The 19,474-nt window shown below is 61.9% G+C and carries 17 protein-coding genes and 1 other annotated feature; of the genes, 5 read left to right on the forward strand and 12 right to left on the reverse strand.

All coding sequences use genetic code 11. The annotated features are described in order from the left end of the window. Positions 1-241 precede the first annotated feature (241 nt). On the reverse strand, positions 242-1,237 hold the full coding sequence (locus tag JYU29_RS17175; protein ID WP_213986096.1) for an MDR family oxidoreductase: 996 nt from the start codon (positions 1,235-1,237) through the stop codon (positions 242-244). A 35-nt stretch (positions 1,238-1,272) separates the two neighbouring features. Further along, positions 1,273-2,016 carry a FadR/GntR family transcriptional regulator gene (locus JYU29_RS17180; RefSeq protein WP_213986097.1) on the reverse strand — a complete coding sequence of 248 codons (744 nt, stop codon included), beginning with the start codon at positions 2,014-2,016 and terminating at the stop codon, positions 1,273-1,275. Positions 2,017-2,191: 175 nt separating this feature from the next. Continuing rightward, positions 2,192-2,248 (forward strand) — a sequence feature (sul1 is cis-regulatory element that is thought to sense ions involved in sulfur or methionine metabolism; They are found in Alphaproteobacteria). Between the two features lie 69 nt (positions 2,249-2,317). On the opposite strand from JYU29_RS17180, the gene JYU29_RS17185 reads away from it, so the two are divergent. Continuing rightward, positions 2,318-3,814 carry a SulP family inorganic anion transporter gene (locus tag JYU29_RS17185; RefSeq protein ID WP_213986280.1) on the forward strand — a complete coding sequence of 499 codons (1,497 nt, stop codon included), beginning with the start codon at positions 2,318-2,320 and terminating at the stop codon, positions 3,812-3,814. Between the two features lie 121 nt (positions 3,815-3,935). Here the strand turns inward: JYU29_RS17185 and JYU29_RS17190 are convergent, their stop codons facing one another. From JYU29_RS17190 to JYU29_RS17200, 3 genes are all read right to left on the reverse strand, one after another. Then, the gene (locus tag JYU29_RS17190) at positions 3,936-4,382 is read right to left on the reverse strand and encodes a DUF2383 domain-containing protein (protein WP_213986098.1); all 447 of its coding nucleotides are present in this window, start codon (positions 4,380-4,382) and stop codon (positions 3,936-3,938) included. 114 nt (positions 4,383-4,496) lie between these two features. Beyond that, positions 4,497-4,754, reverse strand: a complete 258-nt coding sequence (locus JYU29_RS17195) for a hypothetical protein (RefSeq protein WP_213986099.1) — start codon at positions 4,752-4,754, stop codon at positions 4,497-4,499. Positions 4,755-4,756: 2 nt separating this feature from the next. After that, positions 4,757-5,074 carry a hypothetical protein gene (locus JYU29_RS17200; RefSeq protein ID WP_213986100.1) on the reverse strand — a complete coding sequence of 106 codons (318 nt, stop codon included), beginning with the start codon at positions 5,072-5,074 and terminating at the stop codon, positions 4,757-4,759. Positions 5,075-5,250: 176 nt separating this feature from the next. Between JYU29_RS17200 and JYU29_RS17205 the strand changes: the two genes are divergently transcribed. Next, positions 5,251-6,117, forward strand: a complete 867-nt coding sequence (locus tag JYU29_RS17205; RefSeq protein ID WP_213986101.1) for an SDR family oxidoreductase — start codon at positions 5,251-5,253, stop codon at positions 6,115-6,117. A gap of 49 nt (positions 6,118-6,166) precedes the next feature. Here the strand turns inward: JYU29_RS17205 and JYU29_RS17210 are convergent, their stop codons facing one another. The 4 genes from JYU29_RS17210 to JYU29_RS17225 all read right to left on the reverse strand — a co-directional run bounded on the left by JYU29_RS17210 (position 6,167) and on the right by JYU29_RS17225 (position 13,742). Further along, positions 6,167-7,498, reverse strand: a complete 1,332-nt coding sequence (locus tag JYU29_RS17210; protein ID WP_213986102.1) for an HlyD family type I secretion periplasmic adaptor subunit — start codon at positions 7,496-7,498, stop codon at positions 6,167-6,169. Between the two features lie 18 nt (positions 7,499-7,516). Then, positions 7,517-9,619 carry a type I secretion system permease/ATPase gene (locus tag JYU29_RS17215; RefSeq protein WP_213986103.1) on the reverse strand — a complete coding sequence of 701 codons (2,103 nt, stop codon included), beginning with the start codon at positions 9,617-9,619 and terminating at the stop codon, positions 7,517-7,519. Between the two features lie 123 nt (positions 9,620-9,742). Beyond that, positions 9,743-11,803, reverse strand: coding sequence for a type I secretion protein (locus JYU29_RS17220; protein WP_213986104.1), 2,061 nt, complete (start codon positions 11,801-11,803; stop codon positions 9,743-9,745). A gap of 94 nt (positions 11,804-11,897) precedes the next feature. Beyond that, entirely contained in the window at positions 11,898-13,742 is a 1,845-nt protein-coding gene (locus tag JYU29_RS17225) for a hypothetical protein (RefSeq protein WP_213986105.1), read from the reverse strand. 833 nt (positions 13,743-14,575) lie between these two features. Here JYU29_RS17225 and JYU29_RS17230 point away from each other — a divergent pair. Together JYU29_RS17230 and JYU29_RS17235 are read left to right on the forward strand one after the other, a co-directional pair. Then, positions 14,576-15,205 (forward strand): helix-turn-helix transcriptional regulator, encoded by a 630-nt coding sequence (locus JYU29_RS17230; protein WP_347879920.1) that lies wholly within the window; start codon positions 14,576-14,578, stop codon positions 15,203-15,205. A gap of 1 nt (position 15,206) precedes the next feature. Continuing rightward, positions 15,207-15,689 (forward strand): hypothetical protein, encoded by a 483-nt coding sequence (locus tag JYU29_RS17235; protein WP_213986282.1) that lies wholly within the window; start codon positions 15,207-15,209, stop codon positions 15,687-15,689. 40 nt (positions 15,690-15,729) lie between these two features. Here the strand turns inward: JYU29_RS17235 and JYU29_RS17240 are convergent, their stop codons facing one another. Beyond that, on the reverse strand, positions 15,730-16,302 hold the full coding sequence (locus JYU29_RS17240; RefSeq protein ID WP_213986106.1) for a transglutaminase-like cysteine peptidase: 573 nt from the start codon (positions 16,300-16,302) through the stop codon (positions 15,730-15,732). A 172-nt stretch (positions 16,303-16,474) separates the two neighbouring features. Here JYU29_RS17240 and JYU29_RS17245 point away from each other — a divergent pair, with 172 nt between their 5' ends. After that, on the forward strand, positions 16,475-17,314 hold the full coding sequence (locus JYU29_RS17245; RefSeq protein ID WP_213986107.1) for a hypothetical protein: 840 nt from the start codon (positions 16,475-16,477) through the stop codon (positions 17,312-17,314). A 68-nt stretch (positions 17,315-17,382) separates the two neighbouring features. Here JYU29_RS17245 and JYU29_RS17250 read toward each other — a convergent pair whose 3' ends face one another. Both JYU29_RS17250 and JYU29_RS17255 read right to left on the reverse strand, forming a co-directional pair. Then, positions 17,383-18,360, reverse strand: a complete 978-nt coding sequence (locus tag JYU29_RS17250) for a Tim44 domain-containing protein (protein ID WP_250157567.1) — start codon at positions 18,358-18,360, stop codon at positions 17,383-17,385. A gap of 108 nt (positions 18,361-18,468) precedes the next feature. Next, the gene (locus tag JYU29_RS17255) at positions 18,469-19,311 is read right to left on the reverse strand and encodes an EamA family transporter (RefSeq protein WP_213986109.1); all 843 of its coding nucleotides are present in this window, start codon (positions 19,309-19,311) and stop codon (positions 18,469-18,471) included. Positions 19,312-19,474: the final 163 nt, after the last annotated feature.

Here is a 19,474-nt window from a genome sequence, read left to right on the forward strand (position 1 = left end):
AGAGCCGCCGGCGGCGAACCGCCCTCGTTGATGACCGCTTTCTACGGATAAGCTCCGGCCAAGTCAACACGCCAAATCAACCTGTGCGAACTTTTTACGACAAAAATTACGTCACCTTGCGGAAGACCCAACGGAGCCCAGACAGCGCTCCACTGGGCTGCCGAACGCGGATCAGTCCGCTCTGCCGCGCTTCAATCGGCCGGCGGTTCCGCAATCCACTGCCCGCCGCGACGCGTTCGCCTTATCCCGCTACGTCGATCACTACCCGCCCCCGCACGTGACCATCGATGATCTCGTTCGCCAGATCCTGGATCTTCGACAAGGGCTCGACCTGGGTGATGGCTTCAAGCTTGTTCAGGTCGAGATCACGCGCCAGACGCTCCCAGGCCCGGTTGCGCTGATCCTGCGGCGCCATCACGGAATCCACCCCGATCAAGGCAACGCTCCTCAGGATATGCGGAAGCACCGTTCCGGGCAGATCGGCCCCCCCGGCAAGACCGCAACAGGCGATCGCCCCTCCCCTCATTGTTTGCGCCAGGGCATTGACGAGCGTGGTGGAACCCACGGCATCGACGCCACCCGTCCAGCGCTCCTTCTGCAAAGGTCCGGCTTTTGCGGCGAGCTCCTCGCGGCCGATGAAGGCACTCGCGCCAAGGCCGCTGAGGTAATCATGCGTTTCCGGCCTGCCGGTTGCCGCCGTGACCTTGTATCCCCGCGCGGCCAGAAGGCTGATCGCAACCGATCCGACGCCGCCCGCTGCACCGGTCACCAACACCTCACCTTCACCCGGCTGGATGCGGCCCCAGTCTTCGAGCGCATCGACGCAAAGCGCTGCCGTATAACCGGCGGTTCCGATCGCCATGGCCTGCATGGGCGTAAACGCATCCGGCAAGCGGGTCAGCCATTCCGGCTTCAAGCGCTGGAAGCGGCTGTAGCCACCCCATTCGGTTTCCGACAGGCCCCAACCATTGACCACGACCTTGTCGCCTTCTTTCCAGTCGGGCGAGCGGCTTTCCACCACCGTGCCGGCCAGATCGATGCCGGCCACCATGGGCAAACGCCGTGCGATGCGGCCCTTGCCGCTGACGGCGAGGCCGTCCTTGTAATTGAGTGTCGAGTACGCGATCTCGACGAGCACGTCATGATCCGGCAGGTCCGATTGCGAAAGATCGCGAAACGCGACGCTCTGGCTGTCTTCGGCCTTGTCGATAACGAGGGCGCGGAAAGTGTCGGACATGATGGTTCTCCCTAAACGTCTGTGAAACCGGACAATCAGCCGGCGCTGCGTGCCGCACGCGCGGAAAGCGTCGCGCTGTACATGGCACGGAGATAATCGAGCAGCTGCTCCAGGGCGGCGACGGCGGCCTCGGCATCGCGGCCGCGAATGGCTTCCAGCAGGGCGCGATGAAGCGTCACGACCTGCTGGCGCTCACGCATGCGCACCACGATCATGTTGGTGATCGGGATAAACGCCTCGATCACCGTATACATCATCAGGTCGAGCGGCCCGTTGCGGCTTGCCCGCACCAGAGCGCGATGGAAGCGAACATCGGACGCGCAGAACTCTTCGTCGCTGGTTGCGCTGTCGCTTTGAAGGGCGATCTCGGCTTCCATCGCTGAAAGCTCGTCCTGCGTATGATTGGCGGCGGCCAGGCGGCAGCAGATCGCCTCGGTTTCGCGCCGCGCCGTGATGATCTCGTCGATATCAAAGGCACCGACACCCACCAGCAGCGTTGCAGCCGCCGTGATCGTGCCGGACAAGCCAGCCGGATCCGGCCGCATCACGAAGGTGCCGCCCGATGGACCGCGCTTGGACTGAATGAGGTTCTGTGCCGCTAGGCGCTTCAGCGCTTCGCGCACCGTTGGACGCGAGATCCCATAGCGACGCGCCAGCTCTTCTTCGGTGGGCAGACGTTCGTTGATCTTGAGGCGGCCGTCCAGAATGGCCTCGCGAATGCTGTCAGCCACCTGCTTGGCAACGCTGCCGCGCACCACGCTGTCATAGTTCAGAACCATCGTCTTTCCTCGTTCCGGCCGAGCATGTCAGAGGCTGACGCTCGAATCCAGTTTAAATATAGGTCTGACGAATAGGTCTTTTTCTGCGTGCCGTCATGAAGGCCCCGCCCGAGCAGCTGAAAGGCTCCGCACGGGTTGCATGTGGAACCCGGTTTCCGTAAGAAAAGCGCCATCACATGGACCCGGTGCAAGAGCCGGGTGGCTATTCCGGCCGCCGATCCGCCGGACAACAGAACACGTGGCTCCTTCCTTTCTGGCTGCTTTCTTCGAGCAGCTCCATGTGCCTGCTTCCTGGTTTTACATGAACAATTTCGTTTCCCGCTCCCGCTTCGAGTGGTTCAACAGCGTGGCCGAAGCACGTCGCGACGTGCTGGCCGGCATCGTCGTTGCGCTCGCCCTCATTCCCGAGGCGATCGGCTTTTCCATTATCTCCGGCGTTGATCCGCGCGTCGGCCTTTATGCCTCCGTGGCCATCGCCATCGTGATCGCGTTCCTTGGCGGCCGCCCCGGCATGATCTCGGCCGCAACGGCCGCGGTGGCCGTGGTTGTGACGCCGCTCGTGCGCGACCACGGCGTCGAATATCTGTTTGCCGCCACCATCCTGATGGGTCTGATCCAGATCGTCGCCGGCGTGTTGCGTCTCGATCTCCTGATGCAGTTCGTGTCGCGCTCGGTGATCACCGGCTTCGTCAACGCACTTGCGATCCTGATCTTCATGGCGCAGCTGCCGCAGCTCACCGGCGTGACCTGGCACACTTATGCGATGGTGGCTGCCGGGCTTGCCATCATCTACCTGTTTCCGCGCCTCACCACGGCCGTGCCCTCGCCGCTCGTGGCGATCCTGGTTCTGGCAGCCGTCAGCATCGGCTTCGGGCTGCCTGTGAACACGGTCAGCGACATGGGCCAGCTGCCCGAAGGCCTGCCGTCCTTTGCCTTGCCCAACATTCCGCTGACGCTCGAGACGCTGTGGATCATCCTGCCCTACTCCCTGACCATGGCGGCCGTCGGCCTGCTGGAATCCATGATGACCGCGCAGATCGTGGACGACATGACGGATACCGACAGCGACAAGCAGCGTGAGTGCATGGGCCAGGGCGGCGCCAACATCGCCGCAGCCTTGGTCGGCGGCATGGGCGGCTGCGCCATGATCGGGCAGTCCGTCATCAACGTCACGTCGGGCGGCCGCAAGCGGCTTTCGACCTTCGTGGCCGGCGCCTTCCTGTTGTTCCTCCTGGCGGTTCTCGGCCCGATCGTCGGTCGCATCCCGATGCCGGCGCTGGTGGCCGTCATGATCATGGTCTCGATCGGCACGTTTAGCTGGAATTCGATCCCCAACCTGCGCCGCCACCCACCGACCTCCTCGATCGTGATGCTCGTCACCGTGGCGGTTGTCGTGGTCACGCATGATCTGGCGCAAGGCGTGCTCGCCGGCGTTCTCCTGTCGGGCATCTTCTTCACCGGCAAGGTGCGCCGCATGTTCACCGTGGAGCGGCTGGATGCAACGAGCGGAGCCTCGCCCGTGCTTTACCGGGTGAGCGGCGAGATCTTCTTCGCATCCGTTGATCGCTTCACCCGCGCCTTTGTGCCGGAAAACGGCCAGCGCGTGGTGATCGACGTGTCCTCAGCCCATTTCTGGGACATTTCCGGCGTCGGCGCGCTCGACAAGATCGTTGCCCGCCTGCGCCGCGACGGTTCGGAGGTCGAGGTCATCGGCTATAACCGCGCCAGCGCCGATCTGATCGACCGCTTCGCCCTTCACGACAAGACCGGCGTCGAGCTGGGCGTCGTGCCCCACTGACACCCTCTGATCGGCTGCTGATCCAAAACCGGCACCAGCAGCGCTCTTGAAGGCCAAATGCAAAAAAGCCGCCCCGGGTGCCCGGAGCGGCTTTTTCTTTGAGCCTGATGGTTCGAAGACATCAGCCCTCTGCAGCGGTGTCCATCCAGGCCTTGTGCTTGGTTTCGTCAGCCAGCGCCTTCTGGAAGAAGCTCTTCGCTTCCGGCGTCGCAGCCGTGTTCTTCGACGCCTGATCATAGGCCATCTTGGTCTCGATCTCGTTTGTCGACATCGCCTTCAGGATGGTCTTGTCGCCGATCATGGAGGCCAGCGCGACCTTGCCGGTGGTCAGATATTCCTTCATGTCGCCTTCCTTCGGCGCTTCCACGCCCAGCGTACCCGCCATGCGGGTGAGTTCGGCGACATGGCTGTCGTGATCTGCCTTGAACTCGCTGATCTTGGCCTTGAAAGCAGGATCTTCCAGCTTCTCGATGGTCGAGACATAGGCTGCAATCGCATCATGCTCGAGGATCAGCAGGTTCTGGATCAGCTTGGGAAAAGTGTCTTCCGTTCCAACAGTCGTAACCAATTCGATCTCCTGATGTTTGCTTGAAGATGCGGAACGCCGCCAAGCGTTCCGTTTGAAAATGATGCTCGTAATACCAGCCGACCAAAGGACTTGCCCGCCCGCGATCGCAGCCGCTTATTCGCCGCTGCTCACGCGTGCTTTGGCATCATCCAGGATGCGTTTGATCTCGCGCGTCTGCGCGCCTTCCACGGCAAAGGCCGCCTGCGGCACGGCGCCGGGGTCTTCCTGCTGGCTGGAAGGTGCGAGCCGCTCATCGAGCGCCTTGGTCAGCGCCTCGTCCGGATTTCGCAAAAGATGCGTCAGGATCAGCGTGAGCACCTCGCGCTGACCGTTGAGCGTACCTTCGATCTCAAAGGGGGTGAGTTCGGACATGGCTATTTGCGCGCCACATTGGTTGCGCCCGCGTCGCGAAACGCTGCCTCGGCGTCGTCCAACCGGTCACGGCTGATATCGGCGGACACGAGCAGCGCGCCGTTCAGCGCCGGTTCTTCCGCCGATCCGGCCTGCGGCTTGGCTTGCGCCACATCACCGCCCGAGGCCTTCGATCCGGCGCTGTTTTCAGATGACTGCGGCTCGATGAAAACGTCCGAGCGGTCCATTCCATATTCCTGAACCAGATGCTCGACGGCAATTTCCGCCTCGCGACGGGTCGCGAACGTGCCGGTGAGTGTCGTGGTGCTGTTGTCGGACATATCTGCCTCCATTGTGTCGCGGGAAGAAGCCACAAAACACCCTGTTGGTTCCCACGATCCATGTTGGGCCAGCGCCGTCGGACCGAGGCTGTCCGGTTGGAACAACAGCGTGGCGTTTCAGTTCTCCCAAGCACCCCATCACCACAACGCAGCACCGATCTCAGCTGGAGAACGACATGTCCGATACGCGCTATCCTGAACTCAAGGCGCCGCATCCCAAGCAGCAGCAATCCATGCCCGGCGAAACCGACAAGATGGATCCGCGTCCCAACCACGGTGAAGACAGCTACAAGGGCAGCGGCCGCCTGGAAGGCCGGGCCGCGATCATCACCGGCGCGGATTCCGGTATTGGCCGCGCCGTGGCGATCGCCTATGCCCGCGAAGGCGCCGACGTGCTGATTTCCTATCTCAGCGAAGACAAGGATGCGCAGGACACGGCAAAGCTCGTGGAAGAAGCCGGCCGCAAGGCGATCCTGATGCCGGGCGACATTGCCGAAGAAAGCCACTGCAAGGCGATTGTCAAACGTGCCGTGGATGCGTTCGGCCGGCTCGACATTCTCGTCAACAATGCCGCGCATCAGGCGACGATCGACGACATCGCCGATCTGACCGCAGAAGAACTGGACAAGACCTTCCGCACCAACATCTACAGCCAGTTCTTCCTGTCGAAGGCAGCGCTCGAGCACATGAAGGAAGGCGCGTCGATCATCAACACGACGTCCATCCAGGCCGAAGACCCCTCCCCCGGCCTGCTGGCTTATGCCGCCACCAAGGGCGCGATCTACAACTTCACGCAAGGACTGGCGCAGATGGTCGCCGAAAAGGGCATCCGCGTGAACGGCGTCGCACCCGGCCCGATCTGGACGCCGCTGATCCCCTCCACCATGCCACCGGAAAAGGTCGAGAAGTTCGGCGCCAACACCCCCATGAAACGCGCCGGCCATCCCGGCGAACTGGCAGCCGCCTATGTGTACCTCGCCTCCGACGACGCCAGCTACACCACAGGCGCCATCATCGCCGTCACTGGCGGTCGTCCGATGTAAGAACGGACTGCAGCAACGAACCGGCGGTAACCTCACCGCCGGTTCGTTGTCATCGCTCCATGAAAGCACGGGCCATGCTGTCGCGCACCGGCTTCGTCAGGTAATCGAAAAACGTACGCTCCGCCGTCTGGATCAGAATCTCGGCGGGCATCCCAGGCGTGGGATGGAAGCCGTGCACGCGGGCGATCTCGTCGGGCGATAACGCCACGCGAGCCAGGTAGACCTCCTTGGCACCGTTCGGCGTGCTCGATAGCGAATCTGCCGAAACATAGAACACTTCGCCATTCAGCACGGGCGTCGTGCGCGCGCTCAGCGCCACCAGCCGAACCGTCGCATGCTGCCCGACCTTCACATTGTCGATCTGATTGCGCGGAACCTGCGTTTCAATGATCAAAGGCGCATCGGAGGGCAGGATCTCCAGGATCGCTTTGCCGCTTTCGATCACGCCGCCGGTGGTATGATAATAAAGCCTGACGATCGTGCCCGCGACCGGCGCATCGATGGTGGATCGGCGCAACACGCTTTCGGCTTCGCGTGATTGCTCGCGGATCGAATCCAGCTCGCTCTGCGCCTTCTGCAACTCGTCGAGTGCTGCCTGCACATAGGTGTTGCTGACCTGCTCGATCTGCTGCCGCGACTTCACGACCTGCGCACCCGTTTCCGCGATCTCCGCGACCAGCCGGCCGATCTGCCCCTCGCTATCGGCAATGGCGCGCTGGATGGACTTGATCTCGGTCGCCCGCATCAGCCCCTTCTTCAGAAGTACCTGCTTGCCGTCGAACTCCTCGTTCAGCAACAGAAGCTGCTTTTCCATTGCTGAGCGCTGAAGGTCATAGCCCCGGCTGCGAAAATCGAGCGAAGCAATGTTTTGCTCGAGCAAGACAACATCGCTGTTGAGCTTGGCTGTCCAGGCCTCGAAGTTCAGCCGCTGTGTTTCGACGACTTCCACGATCTCGGCATCGGCATTGTCGCGCACGATGTCCGGCCACGTCACGGCAGGCGCGCGATGCACCTGTGCCCGCAACCGCGCCACCAGCGCTTCAAGCCGCGCGCGGCGCAGATAAAGCTGCCGACCATTCGCCTGCGCCGCCGTCTTGTCCAACCGCACCAGCGGCTGACCCGCAACGACCTTGTCGCCTTCGTTGACCAGAATTTCCTCGATGATGCCGCCTTCCAGATGCTGCACGATCTTGTTCTGGCCGGTGGCGACGAAGCTGCCCTGCGAGATCACGGCGGCCGCAAGCGGCGCGGTAAAGCCCCAGGCGCTGAAGCCGCCGAAGATCACGGCAAGAATTGCCATGCCGAAGATCGTGTGCTTGCGGATCGAACGCGGAACCTCCGCATACCATTCCCCTCCGTGAACTGTGGCTAGATCCGTCATCGCGTCACGCCTTCTGGCTCAATCGATCTGGATGTTGGAGAAAGGCCCGCCTTCGAGATTCATGCCGCGCGAAGCAAGCGCGCCCAGAACCTCCTGCCTTGGCCCGAACAGAACCACTGTGCCGTTGACCAGCACCAGCACCTTGTCGACGCTTTGGAGCAATGCCGGTCGCTGCGTGATCGTCACCACCGTGATCTTGTTCTGCTTGGCATGATCGAGCGCGCGCGCCAGCGCCTGCTCACCGAAACTGTCGAGGTTCGAATTCGGCTCGTCTAGGATCACCATCTTCGGCGATCCGAAAAAGGCGCGGGCGAGCGCAATGCGCTGCTTCTGGCCGCCAGACAACGGCGAGCCGTCCGACGCCACCACCGTCTCATAGCCATGGGGAAGCGAGGCGATCAGCTCATGCACATCCGCGAGCTTGGCGGCCTGGTAGATGTCCGCATCGCTGGCGTCCTCGCGCATGCGGCCGATATTGGCCTTGATCGTGCCGGGAAACAGCTGCACGTCCTGCGGCAGGTAGCCGATATTCTCGCCGAACTGGCGCTGATCCCAGTTCCTGAGATCCATCAAATCGAGGCGCACAGCGCCGGAAGTCGGCAGGATGGAGCCAACCAGCATCTTGCCGAGCGTCGTCTTGCCTGCCCCCGAATTACCGATGATCGCAAGCGAGTCACCCGGCTGCAGCGAAAAGGTCACGCCGTTCAGCACCACGCGCTTGGTGCCGTTCGGCACAAAAAGAAGACGCTCCACATCGAGCCGCCCTTCCGGCTTTGGCAGCTTCAAGCGCTCGAAGTTCATCGGCGACGACTTCAAAAGCGTCGCGATGCGCTGATAGCTCGCGCGCGATTGCACCACCTGATGCCAGCCTTCGATTGCGCCTTCGATCGGCCCAAGAGCACGCCCGGCAATGATCGACGCCGCGATCACCATGCCGCCAGTCAGCTCGCCCTCGATCGAAAGATACGCGCCCCAGCCAAGCATCGACACCTGCGTCAAAAGCCGGATCGCCTTCGACAGGGACGCAAAGCCGATATTGCGATCCTGCGCTTCCACCTGCGCACTGAGCGAAAACGCCGTGTCCCTTCCCCACAGCCGCACCGTTTCCGGGATCATTGCCAGCGCGTTGATGATCTGCGAATTGCGCGACATGGCATCCAGGTGAAGGTTCGACTTCACGAGATGACCGTTGGCTTCAGCAAAATGCGCATGGGTCGCGCGCTGGTTGAAGATCGCAACGATCAGAAGCAGCACGGAAGACAGGATCACGATCGAGCCGAGATGCGGATGCACCAGAAACACCGCCACCAAAAAGATCGGCGCAACCGGTGCATCGAGCAGCGAAAGAAGTGTCCCGGAGGTCAGAAAGGCCCGCAGCTGCTGCAGATCGCCGAGCACCTGATATTCACGACCGTTGCTTTGCAAGGACGCCCGCGCCGCCGCACTCAGAATGGGCGCGCCAAGTTGCGCCGCAACTTCCACCGCCGTGCGCATCAGGATAAACCGCCGCAGCGCATCCAAGACCGCCTGCATCAGAACCGCACCCACGATCACCGTGGTCAGCATGATCAGCGTATCGATTGATCGGCTGGACAGAACGCGGTCGGAAATTTGGAAAAGATAGATCGGGATCGCCAGAACCAGCACATTCGTGGCCAGCGTGAACACCATCACGATCGCCAGGTTATGCTTGACCGCCTTGATGCCGGCTTGCAGCGACTGGGAATAGTCGACCGGGCCGAGGCGCTTGTGAAAAGCACCACCACCGCCACCTCCCCCTCCACCTCGGCCAGTGTCGGAAGGGCCGCGCCCGCCATGCGCCGGCTCTTTCTTCGCCGTTTTCACCGGCCCCCGCTCGCCTTCGAGCACCACCATGCCAGACGGCTTGGCCTCGCTCTTCATCTCAGGCTGCGCTGGTTCCGTCGGAGTTTCGGGCTGAGCACGGTTTTCAGGCTGCGGCGAAACCGACGTGCTCGTTTCGGCGGCCGGTGTTGCTTGCGGCGCCACTTTTTCTCGGCTTCTGCCGCTGCGCTGGCGCATCTCCTGCTCGAACAATTGGTCAAGCATGCCGTCGATCCCCGACAGCGTTTCGTTGATCGCTTCCGTTGGCTGGCGCAGCATCTGCGTTAAACGCCTGGGCGCAGCGCTTGCAGCACTCCGATGCTCACGGTCTTGCGCCACGTCAACCGGCTCATCCTCGCGAAACGGTTGGAAATCTCCGCGATCAACCATCAAACACCACCTTCAACTCAACATGGAGTACATGGGATCGACCGCGCCGTGATGGTCGACGATCGTCGGCTTGCTCAAACCGTCGGTCCAGTGATCGGCGGGCGATGTGACGCTGCTGTCCTGCAAAAAGGCCACGGCCTCGTTCACAAGATGATCGGGGTTCTGCATCCCGAAGCCCGGCTTGCTTGATACGAATTCCGCCTGCACCAGCATGGCATCGGAATAGGTGTGACCACCGGCATAGATCTTGCCGGAGAAGTCCACATCGGTGATCCCGGCCAGGTTGATGACCTGATTGCTGCCGGTGGAAACCGTCCAATGCGCGCTCGTGTCGGCCTTCACCTTGTCCATCGCCAAAGCAATCTGGTCGCTGTCGCCCAGAATGTTGGTCTGCTTGATATATTGGAGGTTGAGGAAGTCGCCCGTGACGTAAAGCACGCGAAGGCCGGCCATCCCGGCAAACATTGCGTCACCCATTACGCCGGCCGGCAAGCTCTCATTGCCGGCAGCGAAGTTCGCAGCGGCCTGCCCATACGCATTCGGCAGGCCCTCGACCACACCGCTGCCCTGCAGGTTGTGGATCGTGGCCTGGTTCCAAAGGAGGTTGTTTTGCGTGGACAGCTGGAACTGCCCGGTGGTGTGAAAACCATCCACGCCGCCAACCAGATCATTGTCGAGCAGCACATTCGTTTGCTGGATGATGTTGGCGTCATAAATGCTGCCGCCAACGATGATCAGATCATAGAACCGGCCGATCTGCTGAAGAAACAGGTCGTTCAGCTGCATGTTGTCGCCCGTCGACAGAGTGGTGCGAAACCCGCTCGAAGACAGCACTGCGACATCGCTGTCGCTCATGAAGGAGAGTTGCTCCACCCAGGCCATGATGGTGAGGTCGCCATGCAGCGTCGTGATGGCCCATTGCGTTGGGAACTGACCGGGCGCGACGAGGTTCGCCTCATGCGGCGGGCCGAGATCCGTTTGCTTGAACATCGCGATGTTGAAGGCCTGCGTCGGATCGCTATCGGCCAGCTGCCAGCCATTCACCAGCGTGCCGATCGCATCCTGATCGGCAAAGACGTTGATCTGGATGATCGCGTCGAGCTGATGATAGTCGCCAACCGCGGCCATCACATGCGCAGCCGTCCACTGATTGGAAATCTGCGCGGTGTTCACCAGCGTATTGCCGCCGGCCGACACATCAACAAACGAGTCTGCCGAAGCGCCGGCGCCATGAGCCATGCTGCCGGAAGCACTCGTTCCAGTCGAAGCGGTGTCGCCGCCAAGCCGGATCGAACTCGGCAGCGTGGCATCACCCTCGCCCTCTTCGGGAGTGGTCTTGAGATAATCGTCCAGCTTCGGAAGCGGGTCGGTGACCGCGACGCCGTTGACGAAACTCTGGCCGAGCGGATCACTCGACACGAACAGCGACAGGCCCTCGCTCTCGACGCTCGGATGATGAACGGCAAAGTCGCGCAACATCACGGCAACATCATCGATGAAGCCGGCAAGAGCCGCCGTGTTGTCCGTCACCCCTGCCGTATCGAGACCCCACAACGGCGAAAGATCATGCGCGGCATCCATGAGATGCGCCAGTTGCGCATCGGGATCACCGATCCGGTGGAAATTGAGCCCGTGATTACCGACGGAAGCGTAATCCTCATCCGACAAAACGGCTGTCTGGTGGATCAAGCTTGCAATCGGACCCTGCGGGTCGAGCTGCCCATGGCCGCTACGCGATACAGGTGCGGCATGGAGCGAGCGCGTTGGATCATCATCGTGATCCGCCAAGCGCGCCGACTTTGTCGGAAGCGGCCGATAGGTCACCATCGTGTCGTGCACGACGCGAACCAGGTCGGTCGGCTGCGAAAGGTACAGAACGCCGGGATCGAAATCCTCGAGATCGAGCGGCGCTTTCAAGGAAACGGGAGACCCGCCGAAGTGTGTGGTATCCCGATCGTGCTGCTGCTTTGCCGTGAACTCCGTATAGGACTTACGAAGACGCCCGGCTTCAACGGTGACGTCGAACAAGCCGACGAAATGGGCGATGGCTTCGGTTGTCTTGTCGAGAAACACGGCTCAAGCTCCTTGTCGATCTCGCCACGAAGGCGATGTCTGGAGAAATAGGCCGCGCAGAAGCTGCGCGGCCCCGTCTTGATGCTTGCGATGCTTAGCTGTTGTGGTGATCGCCGTCTTCGCCGGCGGTCATGCTGGACAGGTTGCCACCGACCACCGTCATGTCGACGGCGTTCTGCTGCAGGTTTGCGCCCATCGACAGGTTCATGTTGAACGCATTGGTGTCGATGATCGCGTCCGCCGAGGCCGTGCTCGTGCCGGTGACATAGCCGTCATCGCCGTTGCTCGAACCCCAGGTGCCGCCAGCGCCGCCGAACCCGCCGTCGCCGTTGGTCGCCCAGCCGCCGAAGCCGCCATCGCCACCAGCGCCACCGAAGGCCGAGCCGCCGAGCGCCGAACCGCCGGTGCCGTCAGCCCATGCGCCGCTGAGCGCATCGCCACCCGAGCCGCCAAACGCCGAAGCCGGACCACCGAAGGCGTCGCCGGACTGAGCCCAGCCGCTATGTGCTGCGCCGCCGAAGCCATCGCCGCCTGCTCCGCCGTAGCCGCCGGTTGCACCAGCCGAGCCCGATCCGGAGCCGGAACCGGAGCCCATCGCCGAGCCCGAACCGCCCGTGCCCGAACCGCCGACATCGCCGCTGTCAGCACCGTGGCCACCGGCGCCCGAGGCACCGCCGCCACCGCCGCCGCCACCGCCGCCGCCGCCACCGGCACCGCCGCTGTTGGACGAGCCGGCCTGGTCGTTGCTGCCATTGTCATGTTGGCCGCCGCCGAAGCCCTTGTTGCTGAAGATGTCCCACGGATTACCGGATGAGGCATCATCGGCCCCAACGCTGTTGCTGCCGCCATCGCCACCGCGAGCACCGTCGCCGCCATCACCACCACGACCTGAATCGCCGCCGTCGCCGCCGCGTCCCGAGGAACCATGAGCATTGCTGTCGCCACCTTCGGCCCCGGCAAAGCCTGCGCCCAGACCAAGGCCCAGTCCCAGCCCGAGTGCTGCGCCACCGGCGCCGGCCATGCCGCCGCTTGCACCACCACCGCTGGCGCTGCCGGTCGATGCACTGCCGCTCAGACCCTGGCCACCGGTTGCGTTAGCCGAAGCACCGGCACCACCATTGGCGGTGCTGTTGGCCGAGCCACCCTGGCCCATGCCGCCCAGTGCGGTGCCGCCGAACGTCGTTCCGCCATTTGCTCCGGAACCGCCCAGAGCCTTGGCAAAGCTGCCGCCGTCGCCACCTGCGCCACCGCCACTGATGCCGTCGCTGGCATTGGCGTGACCACCCCAGGCGCTGCCATTCTGGTCGAAATCGCCATTATTGGCGACGGAAGCACCATCGGCGCTGTCGTTGTCATTGATGTTGGCAACCTGGTTGATCAGGGTTCCAACCGCATCGGCACCGGTCATGCCGTTCAGGGCATTGTCGAAGGTCGTGTTGAACACCGAGCCGATCGAGGCTTGACCGCTCAGATCAACATCGATCGTGTCATCGTCGGTGGGCTCCCAACCCGACATGTCCATGCCGAGATCGACATCAACCGACACATGGGTGTCGGTCAGGTTGTGATTGGCATTCAGATTGCCGTTACCGTTCAGGTTCAGGCTGCCATTGGCGTTGAGATTGCCGTTACCGTTCAGATTACCGTTTCCGTTTCCGTTGCCATTCTCATTGCCGTTGCTGTTGCTGTTCCAGGATTCACTGGACTGGCTCTGGCCCTGACCCTGCAATTGACCCTGGCCCTGCAACTGGCCCTGGCCCTGGCCTTGATCCTGGTTGTGCTGCTCGGCCGGAGGCGGTGTGGTTCCACCACCGTGATTGCCGCCATTGTGGCCGCCGTTGCCACCGTGGCCACCGCCGCCGCCTGCACCACCACCGCCACCAGCACCACCGTTGGTGGTCATGCCAAACACCGAGTTCTGCGTATTCTTCGTAGCCATCTTCATAATCCTGAATTAGGCCGCGGCACCGGAACGCCATTCATCTCATAGGGCGTTATGCGGACCCTGCGGCAGGTTCATTTTCACTGCCTTCCTTCCGGATATTCGATCGAGGGGACGAACGACCGCTGATCCGGCATGCGTTGATTGTGTGATCCTCCTCACCGGGAGAGCGCAGGTCATCAATCGCTCGCCCATTGGGACAAGCCGCAACCTGAAGTTCATGTGGATGTGTCCCGCTGCCCTCCAGATCGGAACGAGAGCAACCTGACAGGCCTTTACTCGCGGCGGAAGAGGTTAATTCGAGCTAGATCAGCACTAGTGCTTGCCGTACTTGTCTAGCAGCCAACAATAGTCAAAGGCACTGACCTATTACAGGTTTTCCACCACGCCGACCAATAATTAGATATCTAACGAACAATCGATCCTCACCCGACAGCCAGCCACTTTGAGCGTGCACTTTAGGATCAACTCATGGATAAATATCAGCTTTTGAGCTTCGTAAGCTGACTGAATGATTGCAGCACGAAAACTAAATCGTTCCGGCTATATCCAGCTTACAAGAAGAGCGTTACGTTGTTTTCAGTCTATCAGAGTTAAAGATATCTTAAAGATTTATAGGGAGTTGCGGAAGGCGAAGGTGTCTGAGGTTGGGGAACGCAGTACCGTGTAGAGGGGGAGTACCGATGTCTGATAAGATGCAATCTGATGCAGGAAGTGAACGGGATGGAGCGGGCCGCCTTGTCCGCAAGCGCAACACCTTCTTGTTTGTGAGCGCCAAGCCGGTTCTGTCCGACTGCCTGCTTCACGCCATCGAGGCGGAGTTTGCCGATGTGGCAGCCGTGCAGGTCGCTGACCTGACGCGTGCCTGCGAACCGTCGCAAACCAATATTCCATTGATCTTCATTGATCTGGCCATGTTCGATCAGCTTGCGGACTGGATCCCCAAGCTCACAAACGCGCATCCGGGGGCGCTGCTTGCTTTGGTGCAAACCGATGCAAGGCGCAGCGTTCCCATTGACGATATCCTGCAGTCAGATGCGATTTGCGGCGTTTTGCCGATGCACCTCAAGTTGGACATCTGGCTTTCGGTCATCCGCCTGCTGCTGATCGGCGGCGAATACATACCCGCCGCGCTGCTGCGGACACAGAGCCGCGAAAGGATCGACGCTCCACAAGTGCTGCCGAGGGCGCCTGCCCCACCTGGGCCGTTCGACCCGCGCGAACTCAGCGGTCTCACAGAACGCGAAATGCAGATCCTCGAAATGGTTGCGCGCGGTTTACAGAACAAGGTCATCGCAGCTCAGCTGCAATTGTCCGAACATACGGTGAAGATCCACCTCCACAACATCATCACCAAGCTTGGAACTTCAAACAGAACACAAGCCGCAGCCATCTTCCATCGAAGTCGCGGCGGCGACATGGACGGCGCTTCGTCCCTGCCTCTCTTAAGCGCTCGGTGACATCGTGCTTTTCAAGGATGTCCTCCAGCTCGTTGGTCATCTGAACTACACCTGGACCAACACGGAAAGCCTCCTGATCTACCTGATCGCCGGACTTGCGCGCACCGACAAAGAAACCGCGATCATCATCTTCCTGACCTTGAACACGACCAAGGCACGCATCGATCTGGTGGAGCGGCTGGCCAAGATGTCGAACACGGCGCCGGACGACCGCAGGGCGGTTCTGGAACTGACCAGCCGATTGAGCCGTCAGGCACGCCTGCGCAACAAATACACCCATTGCATCTATTCCTTCGACCAGACCGGCACACGCGCGAGCACGCAGTTGATGCGTCTGGTGGAAAGCAAGGACGCTGTGCGCTACGGCAAGGTCGAGGCGCTGGATAATCCGGAGATGCTGCGCATCTCGGAAACAATCGCGGCGATCCAGAGCATCAACAAGGACATCTGGACGCTGGTGGAAACCAGGGACTTTCCGCACTAAAGCCTGCACGGGAGGAAGATCGGGCTTGAGCAGACGCGACCTATATGCGCGTCCACTCCGCGCCCCCGCCCGCATTGGGCTTCTGGCGGGCATAAAAAGTGTAGGGCGTTTTCGACCACGGCTTGATTGCATCGGTGACATTGTCGAGCACCAGGTCACCATCAGAGGTGCGAACGGTCAAAACCGTATGCCCGGCGCCGCGCAACGTTCCCACCGTCAACAGAAGCGTGGATGCCGGCCAGCCACGCTTGAGAAGCTCGGCCTTCTTCATGATGGCGAGATCCTCGCAATCGCCTCCACCGGCTTTCGTCGGCAACTCCCAGCGGTCGCCGTCGAGCCCCGGTTTGTCGTCGCGCTGCCTGAAGCCGCGATTGACCTGCTCATTGACGGCCTTGAGCTCGGCCGATCGCTGCGCGGTCATGGTCATTGCCGCTTCATCACCATCGGTGGAGCACAAACGGGGCTGCTCGTCGCAGAACGTGTAGAAGGCTGGCGGGGCGAAAGCGTAGCCTAGCGGCTTCATCACTGATGGCGTGGGCGTAATGCTCCCGGTGGTTTCGGAGCAGCCTGCAACGGCCAAAAGGAAGGCAATGACAATCACGCTACGAATCATGACGATCTCCGGCCCCGTCCAATAGGCTAGATCGCATGGGTTAATCAAATATTAAGATTTACTTGCAGGCACCAAACAGAGCGACTAGCGTTTCTATGGTGTTACCGATGATGGTAGCATTCATCATACGCCAAAGAGGGGACGGGCGCATCATTCCTTTAGGAGGAAGAGCATGGACTCGTTCGCAAAAAAGGCGGGCAGCCTCGGTGCTGCACTGCTGATCTCAACAACATCTCTCGTGACCACAAGCCTGCCGGCCGCATCTCAGTCGCTGCGTCCCATCGTGGCGGCTGAGCAATGCAAAAGACTGACGCGCGCCAACATCGCCTTGTGCTGTGCCGCGCTCAACCGCACGACGATCCTGTCTCGCGCGCAGCTGGCGCAATGCCCGCCGCTCACGACATCGCTCGTGTCCCAGGCCCGACAAGCATCCGACAACGACACCATCGGACGCGGCAGCCGCGGCACAAGCCGCGACGACGGCCCCGGTGGACGCGGCAATACCGGCAACAATGGTGGTCCGGGTAACAACGGTGGTCCCGGCAGCAATGGCGGCCCCGGCGACAATGGCGGCCCCGGTGACAACGGTGGTCCCGGCGGTAACGGCGGCCCAGGCGACAACGGCGGCCCAGGTGACAATGGCGGTCCTGGTGACAATGGCGGTCCGGGTGGCAACGGAGGCAACGGCGGCTCCGGCGGAAACGGAGGCAACGGCGGCGGCGGCGGCTCGGGCGGAAACGGCGGCGGCTCGGGCTCCGGTGGTTCCGGAGGCGGCTCTGGTGGTTCCGGTGGTAGTGGCGGCAGCGGCGGCGGCTCCGGCGGAAGTGGCGGATCTGGTGGCACTGGTGGCGGTTCTGGCTCGAGTGGCGGAAATGGCGGATCCGGCGGCAGCGGCGGCGGTTCTGGCAATTCCGGTGGGGCTGGCGGCAGCGGCGGCGGTTCCGGCGGCTCGGGTGGTGCAGGCGGCAGCGGGTCCGGTGGTGCAGGCGGTTCCGGTGGAGCCGGCGGCTGAGCTCCGAGCAACAAAAAGGGAGGCCAACCAGCCTCCCCTTTCGTTCCATACCAGCGCTGTATCGCGCCCTACGCTTCCTGGATCGCTGACAGCTTCCAGTCCGCGCCGCGCTCGCGCACGAAGGTCCAGAGCTCCGTTGTTTCGCTGAGCTGTTCGTCGCCATCCACCAGCTTGCCGCTGTTGCGGTCGAGCAGGCGATCACGCGATTCATAGCGTAGCGCAGCCGTTGCGTAATCCTGTGTGCCTTCGTTCCAGCTTTCGGCGATATCGGCCTGCAGCAGCGTGACATCCGTGACCTCGTTAAGCACGCCGTTCTGGGCATTTTCGGCCAGTTCTTCGGAGAGGTAGGACACCATTTCCGGCGTCACCAAGCGGCGCAGTGCTGCATGATCTTCGCGCGAAAACGCGGCCTGCACTTCCGCCAAACGCTGCTCGAACGTGTCGAGATCGGCCTGGTCGAGCTGGATGTCGCGGCTTTGAACCGCAGCAGCTGATGCAGCCCCGCCGCCGATCGATGGGATCGGGAACGAACGATTGTTCTGCGGCTGTGCCTCGGCTTCGCGACGCGCCTGCCAGTTCGGGTTCTGGTTCGGTGCGCTACCGGCTGCCGAACGGCCGGCACCCGCATAAGCAGGGCTCGGCTGCGAGCGCGAGCGGAAGAAGCGCATCGCGAGCATGATGAGACCGCCGATCAGCAGGATTTGTAACAGCATGCCGAACATGCCGGCCATGCCGCCGAAGCCGTGGCCCATCAGCATGCCGAACAGGCCGCCGATCAAAAGACCGCGCATCAGGCCACCGCCCAGACCACCCAGCAAACCGCCGCGTTGCTGCTGCGCAGCGCCGTTTTGACCCTGACGCGAAGCAGCACCGGGCTGCGCCGTGTTGGGCGTCATCGAGCGCTCGACCGGACCGTTCTGCCGTGGCGCGGTGTTGGTCGCGGGTGCGGACTGGAAGGTCCGTCCGCCACGGCTGCCAAAGCTGCCGCCGCGCCGCGCTTCGGCGTGGTCAACCGCGACCATGGACAGGGCAAGAAACAGCCCCATGAATAGAGCAGTCAGGCGTTTTCCACGCGAACCAAGCACAGGCAGCATCCTCCATGATGATAGCTGTGCGGCATATAAGCGATCGCGATCGAAAATATTAGTGCGCGATCAGGCCAATCGCAGCGCCATGACGCCTCCGACGATCAAAATTCCGGCAACAAGGCGCCATGGACCCAGTCCTTCGCGCAAAACAACAACGGAAATGATCATCGCAAACAGGATCGAGCTTTCGCGCAAGGCCGCAACCGCGCCGATCGGCGCCAGCGTCATCGCCCACATCGCAATGCCATAGGATGCGGCCGACAGAGCCCCCACTGCCAGCCCGATCTTCCACGACCGCGCCATTACCGGCAGGATCACGGGTCCGCGAAGACACATGGCCAAGAGAAACGAAATCGTCCCATCCGTGATGAACAGCCACACCGCATAGGAATAAGCGGAGCTCGCCAGACGAACACCGTTGCCGTCGGCGAGCGTGTAGCAGGCGATGAAGAAGGAGGTCGAAAAGGCGTAAGCCAGCGCTTCGCGGTTGAGCTTCTGCAGGCCGCCGCCGCGCAACGACATGAGAATCGTGCCGGCGCATAGAAGCCCGATACCGAACACCGCCCAGCTGCCCGGATATTCGTTGATCAGAACCATCGCGCCGATCGTCGTCAGCAAGGGCGCGCTGCCCCGTGCGAGCGGATAAACCTGCGCGAGATCGCCGGCGGCATAGGCCTTGATCAGGCAAAGCTTATAGCCTTGCTGAAATGCGGCCGAAGCGAAGATGAAGGGCCAGACGCCCCAGTGGGGAAAGTCCACGAAGGGCGAGAGAATGAGCGCCATCGTGCCCATGCCGGAGCTCATCAGCGTGATCGAGGCGAAGCGGTCGAGCTGGACCTTCACCATCGCGTTCCACACCGCATGCATGGCGGCCGCCACAAGCACGGCCGTGAAGACGGCCGGGCTCAACCGCGTTTCCCGTGGAACCGAAGGCTGAGGCTTGGATGATGACTGGCTGATGGCATGCAGGAGGCTCGGTTCGCCGCCTGCATAACCAATGTCCCTCCTATCCGCAAAGGACAGGACGGGCCGATCTCTTCGGCCAGTTCACCTGCGATCAGTCCCTGCTTGC

The sequence above is a fragment of the Tianweitania aestuarii genome, assembly GCF_018457165.1.
Taxonomy (GTDB): Bacteria; Pseudomonadota; Alphaproteobacteria; order Rhizobiales; family Rhizobiaceae; genus Tianweitania; species Tianweitania aestuarii.

Coding starts and splice junctions, on each gene's coding strand:
- JYU29_RS17180 (WP_213986097.1), bottom strand. CDS start 2,016: ATGGTTCTGAACTATGACAGCGTGGTGCGCGGCAGCGTTGCCAAGCAG.
- JYU29_RS17215 (WP_213986103.1), bottom strand. CDS start 9,619: ATGCTGCGCCAGCCAACGGAAGCGATCAACGAAACGCTGTCGGGGATC.
- JYU29_RS17250 (WP_250157567.1), bottom strand. CDS start 18,360: ATGGGGCTGTTTCTTGCCCTGTCCATGGTCGCGGTTGACCACGCCGAA.
- JYU29_RS17200 (WP_213986100.1), bottom strand. CDS start 5,074: ATGTCCGACAACAGCACCACGACACTCACCGGCACGTTCGCGACCCGT.
- JYU29_RS17185 (WP_213986280.1), top strand. CDS start 2,318: ATGAACAATTTCGTTTCCCGCTCCCGCTTCGAGTGGTTCAACAGCGTG.
- JYU29_RS17175 (WP_213986096.1), bottom strand. CDS start 1,237: ATGTCCGACACTTTCCGCGCCCTCGTTATCGACAAGGCCGAAGACAGC.
- JYU29_RS17245 (WP_213986107.1), top strand. CDS start 16,475: ATGGACTCGTTCGCAAAAAAGGCGGGCAGCCTCGGTGCTGCACTGCTG.
- JYU29_RS17205 (WP_213986101.1), top strand. CDS start 5,251: ATGTCCGATACGCGCTATCCTGAACTCAAGGCGCCGCATCCCAAGCAG.
- JYU29_RS17195 (WP_213986099.1), bottom strand. CDS start 4,754: ATGTCCGAACTCACCCCCTTTGAGATCGAAGGTACGCTCAACGGTCAG.
- JYU29_RS17210 (WP_213986102.1), bottom strand. CDS start 7,498: ATGACGGATCTAGCCACAGTTCACGGAGGGGAATGGTATGCGGAGGTT.
- JYU29_RS17240 (WP_213986106.1), bottom strand. CDS start 16,302: ATGATTCGTAGCGTGATTGTCATTGCCTTCCTTTTGGCCGTTGCAGGC.
- JYU29_RS17225 (WP_213986105.1), bottom strand. CDS start 13,742: ATGGCTACGAAGAATACGCAGAACTCGGTGTTTGGCATGACCACCAAC.